This is a genomic window from Bacillus sp. (in: firmicutes) (assembly GCF_031983925.1).
Lineage (GTDB): Bacteria > Bacillota > Bacilli > Bacillales > Bacillaceae_G > Bacillus_A > Bacillus_A pacificus.
Genome location: NZ_DALYZR010000002.1, coordinates 876,353 through 897,902, shown reverse-complemented (window position 1 = coordinate 897,902; position 21,550 = coordinate 876,353). Strand labels below are relative to the sequence as shown.

The window sequence follows — 21,550 nt, the reverse complement described above, 5'->3', positions numbered from 1 at the left end:
AATCTTGATGAAGACGAGCATGTAAATGAATTAAGCTGCTGGTGGGTACCCGTTATATAGAACAGTCATGATTGTAAACCATCCGAAAACGAGTACAGTTGCAATTGCAAAGCCGCCCGCGAGAAAATTCTTTTCGCGAAGTGTTCTAAGCGTAGCAAATACAGCTAACAGAGTGACAAGCGTAAAAATAATAACAAGGCCCATACAATATCCTCCTCTGTCTACCCATTCCTTAATATGAGTTTTTGGAATATTTACTCTTTTATATTGTACATGTTTTAAAAATGATTGTCGAGATAGCATCCTTTCTTTTCCTAAGAGAAAAAAATGTTGTATCATTGAAAGTAAGTTTAATAATTGGAGGAGATTTTCATATGAAATGGATACAAATGCCGTTAGGCCCATTACAAACAAATGCTTATATTTTAACGAATGAGCAAAATGAGTGTATTATCTTTGATCCTGGTCACGAAGGAGAGAAGCTCGTTACATATTTACAAGAAGAACAATTAAAGCCATTGGCTGTTTTATTAACACATGCTCACTTTGATCATATTGGTGCTGTTGATGCGGTAAGAGACGCTTTTCATATTCCTGTGTACGTACATAAAGAAGAAGCAGATTGGTTAGGCGATGCAACTGTAAATGGTTCTCAAATCTTTATGATGAATCGCAGCATTACAGCAAAACCAGCAGATCATATTATTGATGCAGAAGGTGCATTAGCAATTGGTTCATTTAACTTTGAAATTTTTGAGACACCAGGACATTCTCCAGGCAGTATTTCTTATTACTGTAAAGAGGCGAATGCTGTATTTTCTGGAGATGTATTGTTCCAAATGAGTATTGGAAGAACAGATTTACCTGGTGGAAGTTTTGCAGAATTGATTGGAAGTATTGAAGAGAAATTATTTGTATTACCTGATGAAACAGCGGTGCTATGTGGACATGGTCCAGAAACAAGCATTGGTTTTGAAAAAGAAAATAATCCATTTTTACAGTAAGGAGCTAGTGTGAAGATGGAGCTCATTTTAAAAGAATGGATGGAAAAAGAAAAGGATTATTCAATTTCATACAGTACATATATGAACCTCGCATTATACGCAGAGGAACATGGATATTATATGAAAGAACGTGAAAAAATAGGAAGACAAGGGGACTTTTTTACAAGTAGCAACGTATCCTCTGTGTTTGCAAAAACCTTTGCTAAGTTTTTTATTCGTCTTGTTGAAAATGGTGAAGTTGTTCCACATATTTGTGAGATTGGTGGGGGGACAGGAAGGTTTGCCTATGATGTTTTACAAGAATGGAAGCAATTATCACCGGAAACCTTTATTGATTTAAACTATTCGATAATTGAAATGAGCCCTTTTCATAGAAAATTGCAGCAAAAAACTCTTTGTTCGTTTTCTAATGTGTCATATTATACGTCGCATAGTGAAATGGGAGAATCGTTCGAGGGGATTCTTTTTTCGAATGAGTTATTTGATGCATTTCCTGTTGAAGTAATTGAGAAGAGAAATGGAATATTGTATGAAGTACGTGTTACGTACACAGAGGAAGGGAAACTTGCAGAAGTATGTAGGCCGTTACATAAAAGAATTGGTCGATACTTATTGAAATATAATATTCATCTTGCTGAAGGCCAGCGTTTTGAAGTGCCAATTGCGATGGAAGAATATATAAAAGAAATTGCGAAATGGTTTCAACGAGGTGTATGTATTACAGTTGATTATGGATATACAAAAGAAGAATGGATGCATCCTGCACATCAAGAAGGTAGTTTACGAGGATATTACGAGCATAAGTTAATTCGTAATCCTTTAGCGTATCCAGGTGAAATGGATCTTACTACTCATATTCATTGGGACGAACTGAAAGAAATGTTTAGCCTGCAAGGTATGAATATGGTATGGCATAAGAAACAATCTGAGTTTTTGTTAGCAGCAGGAATACTAGAGCTGCTTACGAATCATCAAGATAGGGATCCTTTTTCTGAAATTCAAAAACAAAATCGTGCAGTTCATTCTATGATTTTGAGCGGAGGATTAGGGAGTGCATGTGATGTTGTTATACATACGAAACATATGCAACAGTTACACTTGGATCGGTATTTGAAAATATAAAAAAACAAGACACAGCATAGTTCTGTGTCTTGTTTTTTAATACGACTTATGTAGCATCATATATTTCCTCTCATGATATATATTTATATTAAAGATATGAGATGAAAAATATAAAATACGTCCTTTTTCTCTGTCTATGAGTCCCTAACCCAATAATACGCGAACGAGTTGAATAATTGTCTCGTTTTCTACTTTGTAATAAATTTCCAATCCTTTTCTTTCACTTGAAACGATTTTAGCACTTTTTAACTTTGCTAAATGCTGTGAAATTGTAGATTGTGGCATGTTTAAGCCAGTGTACATTGTAGAAACGTTGCTTGGACCACGTTCAATTAATCCTTTTACAATACATAAGCGAACAGGATGAGCAAGTACTTTCAATAATTCTGCATTGCTTTCATATAGTTCTATTTCTTTTTGAAAGGTTTCTAACATGTTCTTTTCCACCTCCGTGTGAGCTGTTATACCATATTATACATACCAAAAAATTAAAGAAAAGGAAACAGTTGTTGCAGAAAAACATTCCTAAAGTAAAGAAATTGTAAGAAAAGAGACCCTGATGTAAATAAAGTAGATAATTTAGCACGGTTTTGTAAAATGACATTTTTGGGTGAAAATTTCGATGCGTTTTAAAAATTGAAAGATATAGATATATTTGTAACACAATTTTATCATGATTTTCTTATTCTTTCAAATGAATATACAAAATTTTTAAAATAATATGACAAAGGAATTATAATGTTATATATAGAATATAAAACAGGTTAAAAGAAAAGAAGCCGAATGTAGTCAGCTTCTTTATGGTGAAAATGAAATGTTTGAATATAGCTGATAAATCTTAGAATTACCAAGACGTTAGTTATGTATTCTAGATTTCATCTTTCATCAATTTTAAAAATCTGTGGTTCCATATATTTTCATAAAAATCAATTGTCTCTTTTGCGGACATAAATGGATTATTTAACGTAGAGGTTGCTTTCTGGAACATGAAGTTTTCGTACCCTAGTCCATGGGCAAATTTAATCGTGGTATCCATACAGTACTCTGTTTGGGCACCACAAAATTCAATACGATGTACAGATAATTGATCTAAAATCTCTTTCAAGTTTGTGTTATAAAAAGAATTGGCATGTGTTTTTCTTACAAAAAAATCTTGTTTTTGAACATCTAAATCTGAATGAATAGCCCAAAGTTCTTTTTCAGGTACTAAATCATCATCACAATGTTGAACGAAAAGAATTGGTTTATTTGATTTTCTGTATGAAGAAATTCTTTTGTTTACTTTTGTAAGTAAATTTTGTAAATTAAATAAATGCTCCCCACTATAACATACTCCATTTTGTAAATCGATAACAATTAAAACATCTGCACATGTATCCATTATTTTTGCCCCTTTTTTACTTCTTAATATATCAATTAATTCATTACTTGGAAACAGATAGTGATCTATCATTTTTTTATGAATTATACGAAGGGTTGACAAATATACTTATCAGCGTAAAAAAGAAGATATGATAACTTAATTTCATATCTTCTCTGCTCTCTATGCATTTACAGGTTCTTCTACATAAGAAAGGGCATTTTCAAAATCGGATATTAAATCGTCAACATTTTCAAGACCGACGGATAGCCGAAGTAATGAATTTGAAATCCCTCTTTCATCACGAGCTTCTTGCGATAGTGCTGCATGTGACATTTTAGCTGGGTAGGAAAGGATCGATTCGACAGCCCCTAAACTAACCGCAAAGACAGGTAATTTTACTTTTGATAAAAATTGGCGGAGTGCGTCTTCTGATTGTAAAGTGAAAGATAGGACAGCTCCTGCTGATGTAGCTTGAGATTGTTGAATGTTAAATCCAAGATGTGTTTGTAATCCTGGATAATAGACATTTTGAACTTTAGCGTGCTCTTGTAAATAGTGTGCAATTTTATTGGCATTAGCAGCTGAATACTCAAGACGTACATGCAATGTTTTTAGACCACGAAGTACGAGAGAACAATCTTGCGGGCCTAGAATAGCGCCGAATGAATTTTGTAAAAAGCCAAGTTTTTGAGCGAGATCGGTATCTTTTACAACTGCTAATCCGGCAGTAACATCACTATGACCGGCAATGAATTTTGTGGCACTATGAAGAACGACATCAGCGCCAAGGTCAATTGGTTTCTGGAATAGTGGTGTCAAAAATGTATTATCAACAAAAGTAAGGGCGCCAATAGATTTTGCAAGTTTAGAAACAGCGCGAATATCTGTTACTTTTAAAAGTGGATTGGAAGGTGTTTCTACATAAAAGAGTTTTGTATTTGGCTTAATGTTTTGTTTTATTTCTTCTAAATTGGTCATATCAACAAATGTATGTGAAACACCGTAACGGGAGAGAACTTCAGTTATCATTCGATAAGTCCCTCCGTATACGTCTTCTGAAATGAGTACGTGATCACCTTGTGAAAGGAGGAGGAATGCAGTAGAAATCGCTGCAATTCCTGATGCGAAGGCAAATCCTTTTGTTCCGCCTTCTAATAAAGCAATGATGTCTTCAAGAGCTTCACGAGTTGGATTTCCTGACCTGCTATAGTCATATTTCCCAAACGTATCTACATCAAATTGGTGAAATGTTGATGTGTTATAGATGGGAACGTTAACAGCTCCTGTTTGCGAGTCATGTTTATATTGGTTGTGCAGTAAGAGTGTATCTATAGAATAACTCATATTCTTACACCTTCTTTTACAAGTTTAACGGCTTGCTGTAAGTCTTGAATTAAATCGTTACTATTTTCAATACCAACGGAAAATCGAAGAAGACGATTACATACACCGTTTGCTGTTCTAATTTCTTCAGGAATATCAGCGTGTGTTTGCGTTGCTGGATATGTCATTAAACTTTCAACACCACCGAGACTTTCGGCAAATGTAATTAAGGATAAAGATTGTAAGAATGGATTAATCCATGTTTCATCTTTCAGACGAAATGAGATCATGCCGCCTCTTCCAGGATAAAATACATCTGTCACCCCATCCTCATCATTTAAATAAGCAACAACTGCTTTTGCATTTTCTTCATGTTGTCTCATGCGAAGCGCTAACGTTTTCATACCACGAATTAATAGCCATGAGTCAAATGGACTTAAGACTGCACCAGAGGCATTATGATAATGAGCGATTTCCTCACAAAGTTCCTTTCCTTTTGCAACGACAAGTCCGCTTAGTACATCGTTATGACCACCTAAATATTTCGTTGCACTATGAAGTACGATATCGGCACCTTCTGTTAATGGCTGCTGTATATAAGGTGTGTAGAATGTGTTGTCTACAATAAGAAGTAGTCCGTGTCTTTTCGCTACAGTTGCAACAGCGGCAATATCGGTAACTTGCATTAATGGATTAGTTGGAGTTTCTATGAAAATAGCCTTCGTTTTCGTTGTGATGGCTTGCTCAATTTGTTTAATAGATTGTGTATTTACGTATCTACATCGAACGTTCCACTTTTTTTCGTGCTCAGAAAATAATCGATAAGTGCCACCGTATAAATCTTCGGAAACAATAAGTTCGTCTCCAGAGCGGAATAGGGAAAGGACAAGAAGAACGGCTGCCATCCCTGAACTACAGGCATAACCTTGTTCGCCGCATTCTAAGTCTGCGATTGCCTGTTCTAATAGGCCGCGCGTTGGATTTCCAGTTCGTGAATAATCAAATCCAGTAGATTTACCAATTCCTTCGTGACGATAAGCAGTTGAAAAATAAACAGGTGGATTAACAGTTCCTGTTGTAGTTTCACTCCGGTTTCCGATTTGCGCTAATTTTGTTTCGATAGTTGACATGTGAAAATTCCTCCTTTTTAAATTGAACCATTAGTTGAATATAAAATAAAAAAGCCTTCTAAGAAGAAGGCTTTCGGTTTGAATAGAGTCTTCTTCTCATCTGTCAAATCTTTCACAATTTGCTGGAATTAGCACCTTATTAACAAATGTTAATGGTTGCTGAGGCGTCATAGGGCCAGTCCCTCTACCTCTCTAGATAAGAATGTTCGTATGAAATTTTATTATGTTTTTAACTTTACAACAAAAGATAATTGAATTGCAACTTTATTTTAAATAATTTTTATTTTTACGCAAGTGTCATTGACTTTTGTATTTGTGCGTGCTAAATTTATAAAAAAATTAACAAACATTGTTAAAAGGGGAACGCATTTCCTTTTAGCTACATAAATAAAATAATAAAGACAAACTCTTATTGAGAGCGGTGGAGGGAAAGGCCCTGTGAAACCCGGCAACCTTCAAACGAAATGTTTGAAACGGTGCTAATACCTGCAAAACGAATGTTTTGCATAATAAGAGGAGGATCGATTATGTCCCCCTCTTCAAAGTGAAGAGGGGGTTTTTATATTGATAGAAATGAGGGAGATTTGTGAAATTACTAGATTTATTATCAAAAGGAATTGTAATAGGTGATGGTGCGGTTGGGACGTTATTACATTCACATGGTTTACAAAGTAGTTTTGAAGAATTGAATATATCTGATCCAGATTTAATTATATCGATTCATAAGCAATATGTAGCGGCTGGGGCAGATGTGATTCAAACAAATACGTACGGAGCAAATGAAGCGAAATTACGTATGTATGGATTAGAAAATCAAGTTACTGAAATTAATAGAGCGGCAGTAAAACTGGCGAAAGCATCTGTTACAGACAGAAATGCAATTTTAGGCACAATTGGTGGTATGAAACATATCGGGGCGGTTACGACAACTGATATGGAGCGAGAATTTATGTTACTGGAACAGGCAAGTGCATTATTAGAAGAACAGGTAGATGGACTGCTATTAGAGACTTTTTATGATGAGTTTGAATTACTTCATGCTGTCCAGGTGTTACGAAAAGAAACAAATATTCCAATTGTAGCGCAATTGGCGTTACATGAGGCGGGTACGACTCAAAATGGAAATGATGTAAATGAAATATTAAAACAGCTTTTAGATTACGGTGCAAATGTTGTTGGATTGAACTGCCAACTAGGGCCACTTCATATGACGGAAGCTTTTAAAATGATATCGATTCCGAAAAATGGTTACTTGTCAGCATATCCAAACGCAGGTCTCCCAAATTATGTAGAGGGACGATACGTATATGAGGGAAGTCCAGCTTATTTTGAAGCGATGACACCGAAATTTATTGAGCAAGGTATTCGGTTATTGGGCGGTTGTTGTGGCACGACTCCAGAACATATTGAAAGTATGAAACGTGCTACTCTAAATGTTATGCCTGTAATAGAAAAGGATACGGTTCAAAGACCGAAAGTAGTCCATACACATGAGAAACGTTCAAAAGCTCATGTCACTTTAGCAGAGAAAGCAAAAAAACAAACGACAGTAGTAGTGGAATTAGATCCACCAAAAACGTTAGATACGCAGCGGTTTTTTGAAGGCGCAAGAGCATTGAAAAGAGCTGGAGCAGATGCTATTACTCTAGCAGATAATTCATTAGCATCGCCCCGTATCTCGAATATGGCAATGGGAGCATTATTAACGAAGCATGATATTCCGGTATTGACGCACTTAACATGTAGAGACCATAACGTCATCGGACTACAATCTCATTTACTAGGATTATCAGCGTTAGGCATGGAAGAAGTGTTAGCTTTAACTGGAGATCCAGCGCGCGTTGGTGATTTTCCAGGTGCCACTTCTGTATATGATTTGTCCTCTATCGAGCTCATTAAAATGATTAAAGAAATGAACGATGGGCGTTCCGTTTTAGGGAAATCCATTGGACCGGCAACAAGGTTTTCTGTGGGCGGTGCATTTAACCCGCATGTAAGACATTTAAAAGCAGCGGTTAAGCGAATGGAACGGAAAATAGATGCTGGAGCAGAATATTTCTTAACGCAGCCAATCTATGATATCGCGTTAATTGAAGAAGTGTATGAAGCGACAAAGCATTTAGAACAACCTATTTTTATTGGGATTATGCCATTAATAAGTAAACGGAATGCAGATTTTCTTCATTTTGAGGTGCCAGGTATTACTTTACCTGAAGCAGTAAGAGAGAGAATGGATGGACATGAAACGAAAGAGGCAGCAATTGAGGAAGGGATTCGTATTTCTCAAGAATTGATCGATGCTGCGATGAAATACTTTAACGGCATTTATCTTATTACACCATTTCTAAAATATGAAATTACAGAACATCTTGTTAAATATGTGAGAGAAAAGCAAGAAGTGAAAGAAGGTATTAATTGATGAAATGTATAGAAGAAAAATTACAAAATAACATCTTAATATTAGATGGTGCAATGGGAACGATGATCCAGCAAGAGGATTTAACTGCGGAAGATTTCGGAGGAGAGGAGTACGAAGGGTGTAATGAGTATTTAGTAGAAACAAGACCAGATGTTATTTTAAAGATTCATAAAGCTTATATTGAAGCTGGAGCGGATATTATTGAAACAAATACATTTGGGGCAACCAATATTGTACTAAGTGATTATGAGTTATCTCATTTAGACGAGGAGCTAAATGAGAAGGCAGCGCGTTTAGCGAAGCAAGCAGTCGAAGAAAGCGGGAAGGAAGTATATGTTGCGGGAGCAATGGGACCGACGACGAAAGCGATTAGTGTTACTGGTGGTGTAACGTTTGAAGAATTAATTGAAGCCTATACGCGGCAGGCAAGAGGATTGTTGAAAGGAGAAGTGGATGTATTACTCGTTGAGACGAGTCAAGATATGCGTAACGTGAAAGCTGCTTATATTGGAATTCAAGCGGCTTTTGATGAACTAAATACAATTGTACCTATCATGATTTCGGGAACGATTGAACCGATGGGAACGACTCTAGCTGGGCAAACAATTGAGGCTTTTTACTTATCGGTAGAACATATGAAGCCATTATCTGTTGGATTAAACTGTGCGACTGGTCCGGAGTTTATGAGAGACCATATTCGTTCTCTATCTGATTTATCGGAGTGTTACATTTCTTGTTATCCAAATGCAGGTCTTCCTGATGAAGATGGACATTATCATGAATCTCCATCCTCGCTTGCCGAGAAAGTGAAGCGATTTGCAGAAGAAGGATGGGTTAATATTATCGGTGGTTGTTGTGGTACAACACCAGAACATATAAAAGCAATGAAATCCGCATTAACGTCTCTTAAACCTCGTGAACAGCAAGAGAGAGCGGGACATGGGGTTAGTGGATTAGAGGCACTGCAATATGATGACTCTATGAGACCGTTATTTGTTGGTGAAAGAACAAATGTTATTGGATCACGTAAATTTAAACGATTAGTAGCAGAAGGGAAATTTGAAGAGGCTGCTGAAATCGCTAGAGCGCAAGTGAAGAAAAATGCTCATATTATTGACATTTGTATGGCAGACCCGGACCGCGATGAAATAGAAGATATGGAAAACTTCTTGGCAGAAGTTACGAAAGTGTTAAAAGTACCGATTATGATTGACTCAACAGATGAACATGTGATGGAGCGAGCTCTTACTTATATTCAAGGGAAAGCTGTTATTAATTCAATTAATTTAGAAGATGGAGAAGAGCGATTTAAAAAAGTGACACCGCTTCTTCGTAAATATGGTGCTGCAATTGTAGTTGGAACAATTGATGAAGATGGAATGGCAGTAAGTGCGGAAAGAAAACTAGAAATTGCGAAAAGAAGTTATGAGTTATTGACGACGAAATATGGTATACGCCCATCAGATATTATTTTTGATGCACTTGTATTTCCTGTAGGGACAGGTGATGAAGAGTATATTGGCTCGGCGGCTGCGACGATAGAAGGGATTCGCCTTATTAAAGAAGCATTACCAGAGTGTTTAACGATTTTAGGTGTAAGTAACATATCATTTGGTTTACCACCAGCTGGTCGCGAAGTGTTAAATTCCGTCTTTTTATATCATGCAACGAAAGCAGGGTTAGATTACGCGATTGTAAATACGGAAAAATTAGAGCGCTATGCGTCAATTCCTGATGAAGAAAAACGCCTTGCAGATGCATTGCTTTTTGAAACGACGCAAGAGACGTTAGAAAAATTTACAAACTTCTATCGCGTGGCAAAAAAGAAAGATGTTGTTGTCCAAGAAACATTAACTCTTGATGAAAGGCTCGCAAATTACATTGTAGAAGGTACGAAACAAGGTTTACACGAAGATTTAAGTCTCGCACTTACAGAAGGAAGAAAACCTTTGGATATTATTAATGGCCCACTTATGACAGGAATGGATGAGGTAGGACGATTATTTAATAATAATGAGCTTATCGTTGCTGAAGTATTGCAAAGTGCTGAAAGTATGAAAGCTGCTGTAAGTTATTTAGAGCCACATATGGAATCTAGCGATAGTGCGAAAAAAGGGAAAGTATTATTAGCAACTGTAAAAGGTGACGTACATGATATTGGGAAAAATCTCGTTGAAATTATTTTAGCAAATAACGGATATGAGATTATTAATTTAGGAATTAATGTTCGCTCGGATCGAATTGTGCAAGAAGTACAAGAAAAGAAGCCTGATATTATAGGTCTTTCTGGTTTATTAGTAAAATCGGCTCAACAAATGGTAACGACTGCTGAAGATTTAAAAGCGGCGGATATTGATATTCCAATTGTTGTAGGGGGGGCAGCGTTAACGAGAAAGTTTACAGATAATCGCATTTCGCCATCTTATAAAGGGCTCGTATGTTATGCAAGTGATGCGATGACGGGGCTGGATATTATTAATAAGCTTCAAAAAGAAGAAGAGCGTGAGAAGATGAAGCAGGATAAAAAAGAACGTCATCTTCATATCGTAACAAAAGAAGAGAAGAAAGTAGAAATTCCAGCAGTAATTGAACCATTACCGAAGGCTGAGGTTATCGTGCCGGATTCAACAAAACGAATTGTATTAAGAGATGTTCCTGTTTCACATCTCGCGCCATTTCTAAATAGACAAATGCTGCTTGGACATCACCTTGGCCTAAAGGGAAGTGTGAAGAAACTTTTGCGAGAGGGAGATAAAAGAGCGCATGAATTAAATGATTTAATAGATGAATTATTGCAGGAAGGACAATCTTGGTTAAAACCGAAAGCAGTGTATCAATTTTTCCCAGCGCAAAGCGACGGACAGAATATTGTAATATATGATCCAGAAGATCATACGCGTGTTATAGAACGTTTCACATTCCCAAGACAAGGAAAAGCACCATATCGTACTTTAGGTGATTATTTACGCCCAGTCGGAGATGAGATGGACTATGTTGCTTTCCTATCTGTTACGGTTGGAGAAGGTGTTCGTGACATTGCTGAAGAGTGGAAGGCGAAAGGTGATTATTTACGCAGTCATGCCATTCAATCGTTAGCGCTCGAACTAGCAGAAGGACTTGCTGAAAAGACACATATGCTTATTCGTGATCGTTGGGGTATTCCAGATTCACCAGAACTGACAATGGAAGAACGCTTCCGTACGAAATATAGAGGAATACGAGTGTCCTTCGGTTATCCAGCATGTCCAGAACTCGCAGATCAAGAAAAGCTATTTCGCTTAATTCATCCAGAGGAAATAGGTATTTCATTAACGGAAGGATTTATGATGGAGCCAGAAGCGTCTGTAACGGCTATGGTATTTTCTCACCCCGAGGCAAGATATTTTAGTGTATTATAGTCTAGAAGGGGGAGACGTATGAAAAAAATAGTCTTTACAGGTGGCGGTTCGGCAGGGCATGTAACACCTAATTTAGCCATCATTCCACATTTACAAGAACAGAATTGGGATATTTCTTATATTGGTTCTCATCAAGGAATTGAGAAAACGATTATAGAAAAGGAAGGCATTCCGTACTATAGTATTGCGAGCGGAAAGCTACGCCGTTATTTTGATTTGAAAAATATAAAAGATCCATTTCTTGTAATGAAGGGTGTTATGGATGCGTATGTAAGGATTCGAAAACTAAAACCGGATGTGATTTTTTCAAAAGGTGGTTTCGTATCTGTACCAGTCGTAATTGGAGGATGGCTAAATAGAGTCCCTGTTTTATTACATGAATCTGATATGACGCCAGGACTAGCAAACAAAATTGCGCTCCGTTTCGCTTCGAAAATATTTGTTACATTTGAAGAAGCTGCGAAACATTTACCGAAAGAAAAAGTAATTTATACAGGATCTCCTGTACGTGAAGAAGTGCTAAAGGGAAATCGGGAAAAAGGTTTAGCATTTTTAGGTTTTTCACGTAAAAAGCCAGTTATTACAATCATGGGAGGAAGTTTGGGCGCAAAAAAAATTAATGAAACGGTTCGAGAAGCGTTACCAGAACTTCTGAAAAAATATCAAATTGTTCACCTTTGCGGAAAAGGTAATCTTGATGAAAGTTTACAAAATAAAGAAGGATATAGACAATTTGAATATGTACATGGAGAACTGCCAGACATATTAGCGATAACAGATTTTGTTATTTCACGTGCGGGCTCTAATGCCATTTTTGAGTTTTTAACATTGCAAAAGCCGATGGTTTTAATTCCACTATCGAAATTTGCAAGTCGTGGAGATCAAATACTAAATGCAGAGTCTTTTGAAAGACAAGGATATGCTTCCGTATTGTATGAAGAAGATGTGACTGTGAAATCTCTTATAAAGCATGTCGAAGAATTAAATCAAAATAATGAAATGTATAAAACAGCTCTAAAAAAATATAATGGAAAAGAAGCAATTCAAACAATCATTCAACATATTTCAGAGGCATGATGAAACAATCATGCCTCTTTTAATATAATGAAAGATTCCAAGGATTGATATTTTTATGTTACAATAGCAAATGGATTAGTAGGGAAATTCCAATTAAAGAAGCGTGAAAATACGAATGGATTAGGAGTGACTGTGTTGGAGCTAAGTCTCTATGAAAATACTGCACTTATTATATGCTTTGTGTTGTACGTTGGTAGTGTTATTGTTTATATTTCAAGGAAGTTTTCGCAAGAAAGAGAGCTTGAAAAATCAGAAATAACAGCTGAACTAGAAATGTTAGCTGATGAAAGTTATAAAAAACAAAAAATAAAAGAAGACCATGAGGCATCCCATCATTTAAACGCAAATAAGTTTTAAAGATGGGGATTTTTTTTGAAGTTATTCTTTATTATGTTTATAGCAAATAACGCTAAAATGGAGTTTCCCCCTTATATAATGAAGGAGTGTATATAAATGAATTTTTATATCGCCTCAGGATTCCAAAATAAACACCTTGTACGTTCTATAGCAAATGAACTGAAACATGCAGGATGGCACCATACATATGATTGGACAAGAAATGAAAGAGCAGTGAATCAAGAACAATTAAGAGAAATTGGTCAGGCAGAAAAGAATGCTATTAAAGAAGCGGATGTATTTTTACTTATATTAGATGGTGGAAACGGCAGCCACACAGAGTTTGGAATGGCGATTGCGCTAGAGAAAAATATATATGTATATCATGAAGGAAACCTGCTCCAAACAACGTTCTATCATTTGCCAGAAATAAATATTTTTGAAGGAGATGCAGCAGAATTTGCATCTTATGTTATGAATCATGTGAAATAATAGTAACTGTCTACAAGGTTATAAAAGTGATCTTTTGGGTACAGTGATGATAAGAAATGTATATAAAGGAGTACATAATATGAAATTAGAAAATGGATGGGAAACGAGTTTTTTAGAAGTCGTACAAAATAGTGAATTCAAGAAAGATGCGCAGCTTAACCAATTACTTTTTGCAGATAGTGAAGAAGTAGAAGAGCTTGTTGATGATTATGGTTATGAAGAAATCATTGATCGCGAACATGATGATGAATTAGCTCATATTTTAGGGGAAGAACTTTTTAGTGAGATGGAACGACACGTATTCTTATCTTCACAGCCAGAAGAAAAACTTATTTCATTCGTAAATGGATTAGGTTTTCATGTGTTAGATTGGATCGTTCTTCTTGAAACAGAATTTAGCATTGATAGTGCAAACTTTACGTCAGACGCCGTGAAAACGTTAGAAAAGCGTTTTAGACAATTTCCATACATAGAGGACCAGACAATTTTTGATATGAAATTTGGAGAAGCAATGGATGTATTAGAGTCCATTACAGGATTACAACTGAAAGAAAAGATGAACGTATAATGTAAAAAAAGAACGTGAGGCTATCACGTTCTTTTTTTACATTATAATAATTTTATCATCTAGTTTTGTTTGTCCGCTAAGAAGTGCGTTTAAATATTCCACTTTTCTTATACAGGCCTGTATATGTCTTTCAACCTCTTGTAACTCTGCTTGGTGATGCGTTTCAATAGGATGAATTTGTACGTTGAATTTTTCAAATTGACTACTATATGTTATTTCTGCATAGCCGCTCATAATATCAGTTTCGTTATGAAATAAAAATTGCTTCGTTTTGTCACAGAATGATACATTCTGAAAGCCATATACTTTTAATGCTTCAATTACTTTTTTTATCATTTTTGTATTCATTTTTTTAACCCTCTTTACGAAGTTCTACTTATACATTATAACATAAAAAATTACATAGAAAGCGCTTCCAAGTGTATTTTATTATAAACTTTACGTTTCAATCACAAAAATGAAACAAAGAAAAAATAATTGTAAAGAAGGAAGGACTCTTTTATTGTTTCGTCATATATATAGAGAAATAGTGCAATGAAAGGAAATTTTCCGAGGTGGAGATCGTATTTCCAATTTGAGCGCAGTAAAAGAGGTGAAGATCTTGAACTTTGATATTGTAGGACAAAAAGCATATATAAAAGATGGACCGCATCGGAACCGAATTGGAATTGTAAAGAAAAACGAGACAAAATTAGAATCGCAGTTTGCTATTGTAATTGGAGAACAAATCATTGATGTAGAGCTAAAGGATATCGTGTTAGTTGGAGTAGACGTAGGACAATTTCATAAATGGTGCGAACAAAATGGTTATTTGTGAAAAGGACGGGCTGTGAGATAATGAAATATATGTGAGGAAAGAGAATATGTTATTGTATTCTCTTTTTTTATGTGTAAGGAGACGGAGATGAAGTATACAGAACGAGATTTTACATTGGAGTTAAAAGAGCAACTAGAAGAGTTTTTAGTAGAAGTATAAAGCACGGTTTTTATAAAACCTTACAAAAGTGTAATTTTTATAAAGATTCGAAAAGATATAGAATTTATTTATAATTATCTATTCTAATATACAGGTGGTGTTTTGCCATGGCTGAAGTAATTGGTAAAGCTTTATACATAGTGTTTGAAACAATATGTTATGCCTTATGTATAAAAGATAAAGAGGAAGATGAAAAGAACTAAAAAGGGACGCTAACAGTTTTGTTAGCGTCCTTTTTATTATGAAGCAATTTCACCAGTTTTTGTATCATCTTGATTGTACGTATCTTGATCTAATTCACCAAGCCATTTACTAGAAATAAGACCTGCTGTCATAGAACCACTTACGTTAAGAGCTGTACGCCCCATATCGATTAATGGTTCAACTGAGATAACAAGAGCGACAATACCGATTGGTAAGTTCATTGTAGATAGTACGATTAACGCTGCGAATGTTGCACCGCCACCAACACCGGCAACACCGAATGAGCTAATCGCAACGACAGCGATTAAAGTTAAAATAAATTGTGGTTGTAATGGATCGATTCCTACAGTTGGAGCGACCATCATTGCAAGCATCGCTGGATAAATACCTGCGCAACCGTTTTGTCCGATAGATACTCCAAATGATGCTGCGAAGTTTGCAATCCCTTCAGAAATACCAAGCTTTTCTTTTTGTGCTTCAATATTTAATGGCATTGCACCAGCACTAGAGCGAGATGTGAATGCAAATGTTAATACAGGGAACACCTTTTTCAAATATTGAATTGGATTTAAACCAGATAGAGCAATTAATAATAAGTGGATAACGAACATTACGATAAGTGCTACGTAAGACGCTAACACGAAGTTACCAAGTTTTAAAATAGCATTTATGTCGCTACCAGCAACTGTTTTTGCCATAAGAGCTAATACGCCGTATGGAGTAAGACGTAAAATTAATGTTACCATACGCATTACAATTGCATATACAGCATCAAGCATTTTCTTAAATAGCTCTGCTTGTTCTGGATATTTTCGTTTTACACCTATAAAGGCGATGCCGATAAAGGCTGCAAATATTACAACAGAAATTGTTGATGTTGGACGAGCGCCTGTTAAATCAAGAAATGGATTTGTAGGCAATAGTTCTAATAATTTATCTGGAATTGTTGTTTTTTCAATAGAAGTAAATCTTTCTTCAACTAGCTTCAGACGAGCAGATTCTGCATCACCTTGTTGCAGACCAGTTGCAGATACATCAAATCCTGCACTTGCAGCGATACCGACAGCTGCAGCAATTCCTGTAGTAAGAATTAAAATTCCGATAATAAGACCACTAATTTTACCAAGGTTTTTCGTTAACTGTAATTTTGTAAATGCTGAAATAATAGATACTAAAATAAGTGGCATAACGATCATTTGAAGTAACTTCACATAACCGTTACCGATTAAGCCAAACCAAGTATTTGATTCAATAATTACTTTAGAAGTTGGCTCATAAATAAATTGTAATATAAGACCGAAGATAATTCCGACTCCTAAAGCGGTAAATACGCGTTTATTAAAAGATACATGCTTACGTTGCATATAATATAATACGCCAACTAAAATGAGCATGACTGCAACGTTAATTCCGACAAGCAGTGTATTCATGTTGATTCCCCCTAATTCCAATCTGTTATATAGAATATAAGTCAATAAAACCCATAAGTCAACTAGGGAATTCCGGAATTAAAAAAAAGATGGCAAAATGCCATCTTTTAATGTCCAGCGCCAGGCACAAGTAAAAACGTCGTGTAGTATGTAAATCCTATGAAGAAAACAGTTAAATATGCCCCGAATACGTATATATACATACGCTCTGTTAATTTTAAATAGCTTAAAAGTACGAAGAAGCCTGTTTGTCCTAAAAATAGTAGTGCAGTCGAATGCATATCTCCTACGTAAAACATAACCGAGAAAATTCCAGTCCAAAAGCCGAGAACGCGAAACATGCGCTCCATGCCATCTCCCTCCTTTTCTAAAAAAAGTAAACCTCACTTCATTATAGTTTATTTTTCTTACTATTGTAAATATTCGTTCATATAAAAAGAAGCCAATTATAATCGGCTTCTTTTTATATGAGAGATTAAATTGTTAGTTTATAATTACAAGATTTACATCCATCTAGTAAACTATCGTTTCGTGTTAATTCCGTGTTAGGGAATAGGATTTCAAAAATCCCTTTCATCATATCTCCGTGCATATTACAAATTTCAGTTGGGTGATGGACAGCAACTTCTTTAAATGGACAATTGTGTACATCATAGAAAATTTTCGTTCCATCTGTACTTAATTCAAATGCAGGTGATAAGCCAGCTGTCGAAAAGGCTTCTTTTGCAATTTGAATTTTTTGTTCAACTGTTAAGGCATCTTCACTCACATTTAAACGCTGCATATGTTGTTGCATTAATTCGGCCCCGAATTGTTTCCCTGTTTCGTAGAGCGCTTTTTCACCAGCAGCACCAAGGCTAAGTAAAGAATTAAACGCGATTCTTGCTAACAATTGATAGTCACGGAATGGGAATTGTAATTGGATAACATCTTCAGATAATACATATAATCTGCTTGGTCGTCCGCCTTTTCCAGTTTTCTTCGTTTCAGATTTCAGCATATGAACATCTTCTAATTTAGATAAATGTAAACGCGCTACGTTTGGATGAATGTCAAACTCATCTGCAATTTCTTGTACAGTTACGTAACTATGTTTTTGAGAAATATATTTATAAATGTAATAACGAGTTGGGTCAGCTAAAACACCTGTAATTTTTAAAGCTTGTTCCATGAGGATCTCCACCTTTATCACTTTATCCAAGATAATAACATTATAATACAGATAAACATGGGTATAGGTAATTTTAGACAATAATTCGGAAATTGTTCATAATTTCACAAACATATTTTTCCTTTTTCGTTTAGTGAAAATGCAAAAATACCGATTTTTCAGATGGATTTCTTCATGTTATATACATAGTGGGGAGGGAAAAATGATGAATGGAATTGAAAGCTTTGCGAATATGATTTTAAAAGAAGCGTGCAGGGTACAAGCGTCGGACTTACATATTGTGCCCCGTCAGAAGGATGTAGTGGTTCAACTGCGCATAGGAAAGGATTTAATGACGAAACAATACATTGAAAAGGAATTTGGAGAAAAACTTGTTTCACACTTTAAATTTTTAGCATCCATGGATATAGGAGAGAGGCGGAAACCACAAAACGGTTCACTATATATACAAATAGATGGACAAGAAGTGTATTTACGCCTTTCCACGCTTCCAACCGTATATCAAGAAAGTCTCGTTATTCGTCTTCATTTACAAGCGTCTATTCAGCCGCTATCTCATCTTTCGTTATTTCCAAGTACAGCGAAGAAACTACTTTCTTTTTTACATTATTCCCATGGATTACTCGTATTTACGGGACCGACTGGTTCAGGAAAGACAACAACAATGTATGCATTACTAGAGGTGATTAGAAAAAAGAAAACACGTCGCATCGTTACACTGGAAGATCCAGTTGAAAAAAGAAATGATGATGTATTACAAATTCAAATAAATGAAAAAGCAGGTATCACATATGAGGCTGGACTAAAGGCTATTTTGCGTCATGATCCAGATGTTATTTTAGTGGGTGAAATTCGTGATGAAGAAACAGCAAAAATCGCTATAAGAGCAAGTTTGACTGGTCATTTAGTAATGACGACACTGCATACGAATGATGCGAAAGGAGCAATACTTCGGTTCATGGATTTTGGTATAACGAGGCAAGAGATTGAACAATCTTTATTGGCTATAGCTGCACAGCGACTTGTTGAATTGAAGTGTCCGTTTTGCAAAAGAAAGTGCTCAACTGTATGTAAATCAATGAGGCAAGTAAGGCAAGCGAGTATTTATGAGTTGTTATATGGATATGAGTTAAAACAAGCGATTAAAGAAGCAAACGGGGAATGTGTCACGTACAAGCATGAGACATTAGAGTCTTCGCTGCGAAAAGGATACGCTTTAGGATTTTTAGAAGAGGATGTTTATGTTTAAGAAAATATGGAGTTTAAGTGATCAAGTAATATTACTGAAACGATTAGGAGAACTATTAGAAAAAGGATACTCTCTTTTGCAGGCATTAGAATTTTTACGGTTTCAATTACCTTTAGAAAAGAAAGTACAATTGCAGCACATGATTGATGGATTAAAAAATGGAAAAAGTCTACATGATTCTTTTCATCAATTAAAGTTTCATCAGGAGATGTTAAGCTATTTATTTTATGCCGAGCAACATGGTGATATTTCTTTTGCGTTGCAACAAGGGAGTGCACTTCTTTATAAAAAGGATAAGTATAGGAAAGATATGATGAAAATAATGCAGTATCCTATGTTTTTGGCGTTCTTTTTAATAATCATGATTTTGATTTTTAACCGCATTTTATTACCACAGGTTGACATGGTATATAGTTCATTTGGTTCTACAGCACCGTTATTCACAGAACAAATATTAAGTACAATTAAGCTACTACCCTATCTTATTTTTAGCACTATTTTTATTGTTATGGTGGGTTGTAGTGTATATATATTGTACTTTCGGAAACTCCCGCATATGAAGCGAGTAAAAATTATACTTCGTATCCCCCTCGTAAAAACATTTCTTATTTTAAAGCATTCGCATTATTTCGCTACTCAATTGAGCGGCTTATTACACGGAGGACTATCAGTACTTGAGGCTCTAACAATAATGATGGAGCAAAAGTATCAGCCGTTCTTTCAGTATGAAGCGGGCCGAGTTAAACACCAATTAATTGCGGGAGAACCGTTGCAATCTATTATTGCTAAAAGCGGATATTATGAGGAAGAACTTTCTTATATTATTACACATGGACAAGCGAACGGTAATTTGGCAATTGAATTAGGTGACTATAGTGATCTAATTATGGAAAAGATGGAGCAAAAAATTAAACGTATGTTAGTGATTATTCAACCGATTTTATTTACGTGTATTGGAGCAATAGTCGTTCTTATGTATTTAGCGATGATTATGCCAATGTTTCAAATGATGAATTCTATATAGGAGGCATTTACATGCAGAATGAGGAAGGGTTTACCCTTTTAGAAATGTTATTAGTTATGGTCGTCATCACTGTATTATTACTATTAATTATTCCAAATGTAGTTACGCAGCGCTCATCCGTCGAAGGAAAAGGATGTAAAGCCTATGTGAAATCTATAGAAGCGCAAATACAAGTATATCAACTACAACATAATAAAATTCCCTCGCTAAAAGAGCTAATTGATGGGAAATATATTACAAAGGATGAGTGTCCGAATGGTGAAGCTATTCATATTTCCAATGATGGCACGGTAACAAGTGGGAAACTGTGAAGCAAAAAGGTTTTACACTTTTAGAAATGCTACTCGTTTTATTTGCCATTTCTGTATTAAGTATGGTCACGTATTTTCATGTACATTCATTATACGAAAAACAAAAAATCGAACAATTTTTAAGACAGTTTTCAAATGATATTTTGTATATGCAACAATTAGCGATAAACCGTCAAAAACACTATACATTACGATGGCATAAAGATAGACATATGTATTATATAGGGGAATCGAGTACGGATCTTTCTATCATTAAAAGAGAATATGATAGCGATATACAATTGGATTTGAATACTTTTCCAAATCCGATGACATATAATCCGAGTGGAAATATTAATAGAGGTGGCACGATTTTACTTTCGTATCGAAGTTATAAATATGAGATTGTATTCCAGCTTGGAAGAGGGAGATTTACGTATCGTGAAATGTCAAAAAGGGTCAGTGATGGCTGAAATGCTTGTAGCATTAAGTATAGTAATGATGATGGTATCTTTACTACTTCCGCAAACAGTATTGATTATGCAAGAACGAAAAAACATACAAATTCGTTATAAGGCATTTGTATTATTAAAAAAAGAAGCAGCTTTATATATGTATGAGAATGAGGCAAAACAACAGAAAGAAAAAGTCATAAACGGAAATGTATATTACACATATTGGGGAGGAAATGAAGTTTGTGCGATGTGGAAAGATGTGAAAGGAAAAATGATGGAACAATGCTTTTATGCGGGAGAAAAAATGAATTAGAAGTTGGATTTACATTAATAGAAATGATCGTATGTTTTTTTCTGTTATCACTGTTCTTTTTACTCTTACCACGTTTAAACTTTATTGGAATAGAAAACAAGCAATCAAAAGGGTTAAATAATTGGGAATGGGATGTGTTTGTAGGACAGATACAATTAGTTATTTTTCTTGTTTTAATTATAATCTAGTTGAACATGAAAAACGTT

At 35.4% G+C, this 21,550-nt stretch carries 23 protein-coding genes, 1 pseudogene and 2 riboswitches; of the genes and pseudogenes, 15 read left to right on the top strand and 9 right to left on the bottom strand.

The window, feature by feature from the left end; translation table 11 throughout:
• Positions 1-30: 30 nt before the first annotated feature.
• Positions 31-204, bottom strand: coding sequence for a DUF2759 domain-containing protein (locus tag RTP99_RS10815; protein WP_000524853.1), 174 nt, complete (start codon positions 202-204; stop codon positions 31-33).
• Between the two features lie 170 nt (positions 205-374).
• On the opposite strand from RTP99_RS10815, the gene RTP99_RS10810 reads away from it, so the two are divergent.
• Together RTP99_RS10810 and RTP99_RS10805 are read left to right on the top strand one after the other, a co-directional pair.
• Positions 375-1,004 (top strand): MBL fold metallo-hydrolase, encoded by a 630-nt coding sequence (locus tag RTP99_RS10810; protein WP_000871248.1) that lies wholly within the window; start codon positions 375-377, stop codon positions 1,002-1,004.
• 9 nt (positions 1,005-1,013) lie between these two features.
• Entirely contained in the window at positions 1,014-2,126 is a 1,113-nt protein-coding gene (locus RTP99_RS10805; protein WP_041184701.1) for a class I SAM-dependent methyltransferase, read from the top strand.
• A gap of 144 nt (positions 2,127-2,270) precedes the next feature.
• On the opposite strand, the gene RTP99_RS10800 is transcribed toward RTP99_RS10805, so the two are convergent.
• The 4 genes from RTP99_RS10800 to metI form a co-directional block, all read right to left on the bottom strand.
• Positions 2,271-2,561, bottom strand: a complete 291-nt coding sequence (locus tag RTP99_RS10800) for an ArsR/SmtB family transcription factor (protein WP_000894375.1) — start codon at positions 2,559-2,561, stop codon at positions 2,271-2,273.
• Positions 2,562-2,994: 433 nt separating this feature from the next.
• A complete protein-coding gene (locus RTP99_RS10795) occupies positions 2,995-3,507 on the bottom strand; it encodes a cysteine hydrolase family protein (RefSeq protein WP_000379169.1) in 513 nt (170 codons plus the stop codon).
• A gap of 162 nt (positions 3,508-3,669) precedes the next feature.
• On the bottom strand, positions 3,670-4,833 hold the full coding sequence (gene metC / locus RTP99_RS10790) for a cystathionine beta-lyase (RefSeq protein ID WP_000122289.1): 1,164 nt from the start codon (positions 4,831-4,833) through the stop codon (positions 3,670-3,672).
• Complete coding sequence (gene metI, locus RTP99_RS10785; protein ID WP_000103876.1) at positions 4,830-5,942, bottom strand: cystathionine gamma-synthase/O-acetylhomoserine thiolyase; 1,113 nt, start codon at positions 5,940-5,942, stop codon at positions 4,830-4,832. Before metI ends, metC begins: the two co-directional genes overlap by 4 nt.
• A 93-nt stretch (positions 5,943-6,035) precedes the next feature.
• Positions 6,036-6,145: riboswitch (SAM riboswitch) on the bottom strand.
• 203 nt (positions 6,146-6,348) lie between these two features.
• Positions 6,349-6,458, top strand: a riboswitch (SAM riboswitch).
• A 70-nt stretch (positions 6,459-6,528) separates the two neighbouring features.
• Between metI and RTP99_RS10780 the strand changes: the two genes are divergently transcribed.
• The 6 genes from RTP99_RS10780 (at position 6,529) to RTP99_RS10755 (ending at position 14,232) form a co-directional block, all read left to right on the top strand.
• Positions 6,529-8,361, top strand: coding sequence for a bifunctional homocysteine S-methyltransferase/methylenetetrahydrofolate reductase (locus RTP99_RS10780; RefSeq protein ID WP_000770327.1), 1,833 nt, complete (start codon positions 6,529-6,531; stop codon positions 8,359-8,361).
• Positions 8,361-11,759: a methionine synthase gene (gene metH, locus RTP99_RS10775; protein WP_000649694.1), complete on the top strand. Its 3,399-nt coding sequence runs from the start codon at positions 8,361-8,363 to the stop codon at positions 11,757-11,759. The genes RTP99_RS10780 and metH overlap by 1 nt, the downstream gene beginning before the upstream one ends.
• A gap of 18 nt (positions 11,760-11,777) precedes the next feature.
• Positions 11,778-12,836, top strand: a complete 1,059-nt coding sequence (murG, locus tag RTP99_RS10770; protein WP_000724750.1) for an undecaprenyldiphospho-muramoylpentapeptide beta-N-acetylglucosaminyltransferase — start codon at positions 11,778-11,780, stop codon at positions 12,834-12,836.
• A gap of 63 nt (positions 12,837-12,899) precedes the next feature.
• Positions 12,900-13,193, top strand: a complete 294-nt coding sequence (locus tag RTP99_RS10765; protein WP_046648288.1) for a DUF3966 domain-containing protein — start codon at positions 12,900-12,902, stop codon at positions 13,191-13,193.
• Positions 13,194-13,289: 96 nt separating this feature from the next.
• On the top strand, positions 13,290-13,664 hold the full coding sequence (locus RTP99_RS10760; RefSeq protein WP_001012337.1) for a nucleoside 2-deoxyribosyltransferase: 375 nt from the start codon (positions 13,290-13,292) through the stop codon (positions 13,662-13,664).
• Between the two features lie 79 nt (positions 13,665-13,743).
• The gene (locus RTP99_RS10755; RefSeq protein WP_000764259.1) at positions 13,744-14,232 is read left to right on the top strand and encodes a hypothetical protein; all 489 of its coding nucleotides are present in this window, start codon (positions 13,744-13,746) and stop codon (positions 14,230-14,232) included.
• 36 nt (positions 14,233-14,268) lie between these two features.
• Here RTP99_RS10755 and RTP99_RS10750 read toward each other — a convergent pair whose 3' ends face one another.
• Positions 14,269-14,580 (bottom strand): hypothetical protein, encoded by a 312-nt coding sequence (locus RTP99_RS10750; RefSeq protein WP_001093243.1) that lies wholly within the window; start codon positions 14,578-14,580, stop codon positions 14,269-14,271.
• A 253-nt stretch (positions 14,581-14,833) separates the two neighbouring features.
• Here RTP99_RS10750 and RTP99_RS10745 point away from each other — a divergent pair, with 253 nt between their 5' ends.
• A complete protein-coding gene (locus tag RTP99_RS10745; RefSeq protein WP_001008330.1) occupies positions 14,834-15,049 on the top strand; it encodes a DUF3912 family protein in 216 nt (71 codons plus the stop codon).
• Between the two features lie 398 nt (positions 15,050-15,447).
• On the opposite strand, the gene RTP99_RS10740 is transcribed toward RTP99_RS10745, so the two are convergent.
• The 3 genes from RTP99_RS10740 to RTP99_RS10730 form a co-directional block, all read right to left on the bottom strand.
• Positions 15,448-16,842 carry an L-cystine transporter gene (locus RTP99_RS10740; RefSeq protein ID WP_001094339.1) on the bottom strand — a complete coding sequence of 465 codons (1,395 nt, stop codon included), beginning with the start codon at positions 16,840-16,842 and terminating at the stop codon, positions 15,448-15,450.
• 107 nt (positions 16,843-16,949) lie between these two features.
• Positions 16,950-17,192, bottom strand: coding sequence for a DUF2626 domain-containing protein (locus RTP99_RS10735; protein ID WP_000440713.1), 243 nt, complete (start codon positions 17,190-17,192; stop codon positions 16,950-16,952).
• A gap of 125 nt (positions 17,193-17,317) precedes the next feature.
• Complete coding sequence (locus RTP99_RS10730) at positions 17,318-18,013, bottom strand: helix-turn-helix transcriptional regulator (protein WP_000434106.1); 696 nt, start codon at positions 18,011-18,013, stop codon at positions 17,318-17,320.
• A gap of 205 nt (positions 18,014-18,218) precedes the next feature.
• Between RTP99_RS10730 and comGA the strand changes: the two genes are divergently transcribed.
• The 6 genes and pseudogenes from comGA to RTP99_RS10700 form a co-directional block, all read left to right on the top strand.
• Complete coding sequence (gene comGA / locus RTP99_RS10725; RefSeq protein WP_001013195.1) at positions 18,219-19,262, top strand: competence protein ComGA; 1,044 nt, start codon at positions 18,219-18,221, stop codon at positions 19,260-19,262.
• Complete coding sequence (comGB, locus tag RTP99_RS10720) at positions 19,255-20,286, top strand: competence type IV pilus assembly protein ComGB (protein WP_000473549.1); 1,032 nt, start codon at positions 19,255-19,257, stop codon at positions 20,284-20,286. Before comGA ends, comGB begins: the two co-directional genes overlap by 8 nt.
• A gap of 11 nt (positions 20,287-20,297) precedes the next feature.
• On the top strand, positions 20,298-20,597 hold the full coding sequence (gene comGC, locus RTP99_RS10715) for a competence type IV pilus major pilin ComGC (RefSeq protein WP_001178694.1): 300 nt from the start codon (positions 20,298-20,300) through the stop codon (positions 20,595-20,597).
• Positions 20,594-21,049, top strand: a complete 456-nt coding sequence (gene comGD, locus RTP99_RS10710) for a comG operon protein ComGD (protein ID WP_000810388.1) — start codon at positions 20,594-20,596, stop codon at positions 21,047-21,049. Before comGC ends, comGD begins: the two co-directional genes overlap by 4 nt.
• Positions 21,042-21,344 (top strand): competence type IV pilus minor pilin ComGE, encoded by a 303-nt coding sequence (gene comGE, locus RTP99_RS10705; RefSeq protein WP_000829518.1) that lies wholly within the window; start codon positions 21,042-21,044, stop codon positions 21,342-21,344. The genes comGD and comGE overlap by 8 nt, the downstream gene beginning before the upstream one ends.
• Positions 21,314-21,502, top strand: a pseudogene (locus RTP99_RS10700) (prepilin-type N-terminal cleavage/methylation domain-containing protein); the annotation flags it as partial. The gene comGE and the pseudogene RTP99_RS10700, both read left to right, overlap by 31 nt.
• Between the last annotated feature and the right edge of the window lie 48 nt (positions 21,503-21,550).

Excerpts from the sequence above, each read along its gene's own strand:
- RTP99_RS10815 (WP_000524853.1), bottom strand. The coding sequence starts at position 204 with ATGGGCCTTGTTATTATTTTTACGCTTGTCACTCTGTTAGCTGTATTT.
- RTP99_RS10810 (WP_000871248.1), top strand. The coding sequence starts at position 375 with ATGAAATGGATACAAATGCCGTTAGGCCCATTACAAACAAATGCTTAT.
- RTP99_RS10800 (WP_000894375.1), bottom strand. The coding sequence starts at position 2,561 with ATGTTAGAAACCTTTCAAAAAGAAATAGAACTATATGAAAGCAATGCA.
- RTP99_RS10795 (WP_000379169.1), bottom strand. The coding sequence starts at position 3,507 with ATGGATACATGTGCAGATGTTTTAATTGTTATCGATTTACAAAATGGA.
- metC (WP_000122289.1), bottom strand. The coding sequence starts at position 4,833 with ATGAGTTATTCTATAGATACACTCTTACTGCACAACCAATATAAACAT.
- metI (WP_000103876.1), bottom strand. The coding sequence starts at position 5,942 with ATGTCAACTATCGAAACAAAATTAGCGCAAATCGGAAACCGGAGTGAA.
- metH (WP_000649694.1), top strand. The coding sequence starts at position 8,361 with ATGAAATGTATAGAAGAAAAATTACAAAATAACATCTTAATATTAGAT.
- murG (WP_000724750.1), top strand. The coding sequence starts at position 11,778 with ATGAAAAAAATAGTCTTTACAGGTGGCGGTTCGGCAGGGCATGTAACA.
- RTP99_RS10760 (WP_001012337.1), top strand. The coding sequence starts at position 13,290 with ATGAATTTTTATATCGCCTCAGGATTCCAAAATAAACACCTTGTACGT.
- RTP99_RS10755 (WP_000764259.1), top strand. The coding sequence starts at position 13,744 with ATGAAATTAGAAAATGGATGGGAAACGAGTTTTTTAGAAGTCGTACAA.
- RTP99_RS10750 (WP_001093243.1), bottom strand. The coding sequence starts at position 14,580 with ATGAATACAAAAATGATAAAAAAAGTAATTGAAGCATTAAAAGTATAT.
- RTP99_RS10740 (WP_001094339.1), bottom strand. The coding sequence starts at position 16,842 with ATGAATACACTGCTTGTCGGAATTAACGTTGCAGTCATGCTCATTTTA.
- RTP99_RS10735 (WP_000440713.1), bottom strand. The coding sequence starts at position 17,192 with ATGGAGCGCATGTTTCGCGTTCTCGGCTTTTGGACTGGAATTTTCTCG.
- RTP99_RS10730 (WP_000434106.1), bottom strand. The coding sequence starts at position 18,013 with ATGGAACAAGCTTTAAAAATTACAGGTGTTTTAGCTGACCCAACTCGT.
- comGA (WP_001013195.1), top strand. The coding sequence starts at position 18,219 with ATGAATGGAATTGAAAGCTTTGCGAATATGATTTTAAAAGAAGCGTGC.
- comGB (WP_000473549.1), top strand. The coding sequence starts at position 19,255 with ATGTTTAAGAAAATATGGAGTTTAAGTGATCAAGTAATATTACTGAAA.
- comGC (WP_001178694.1), top strand. The coding sequence starts at position 20,298 with ATGCAGAATGAGGAAGGGTTTACCCTTTTAGAAATGTTATTAGTTATG.
- comGE (WP_000829518.1), top strand. The coding sequence starts at position 21,042 with ATGGCTGAAATGCTTGTAGCATTAAGTATAGTAATGATGATGGTATCT.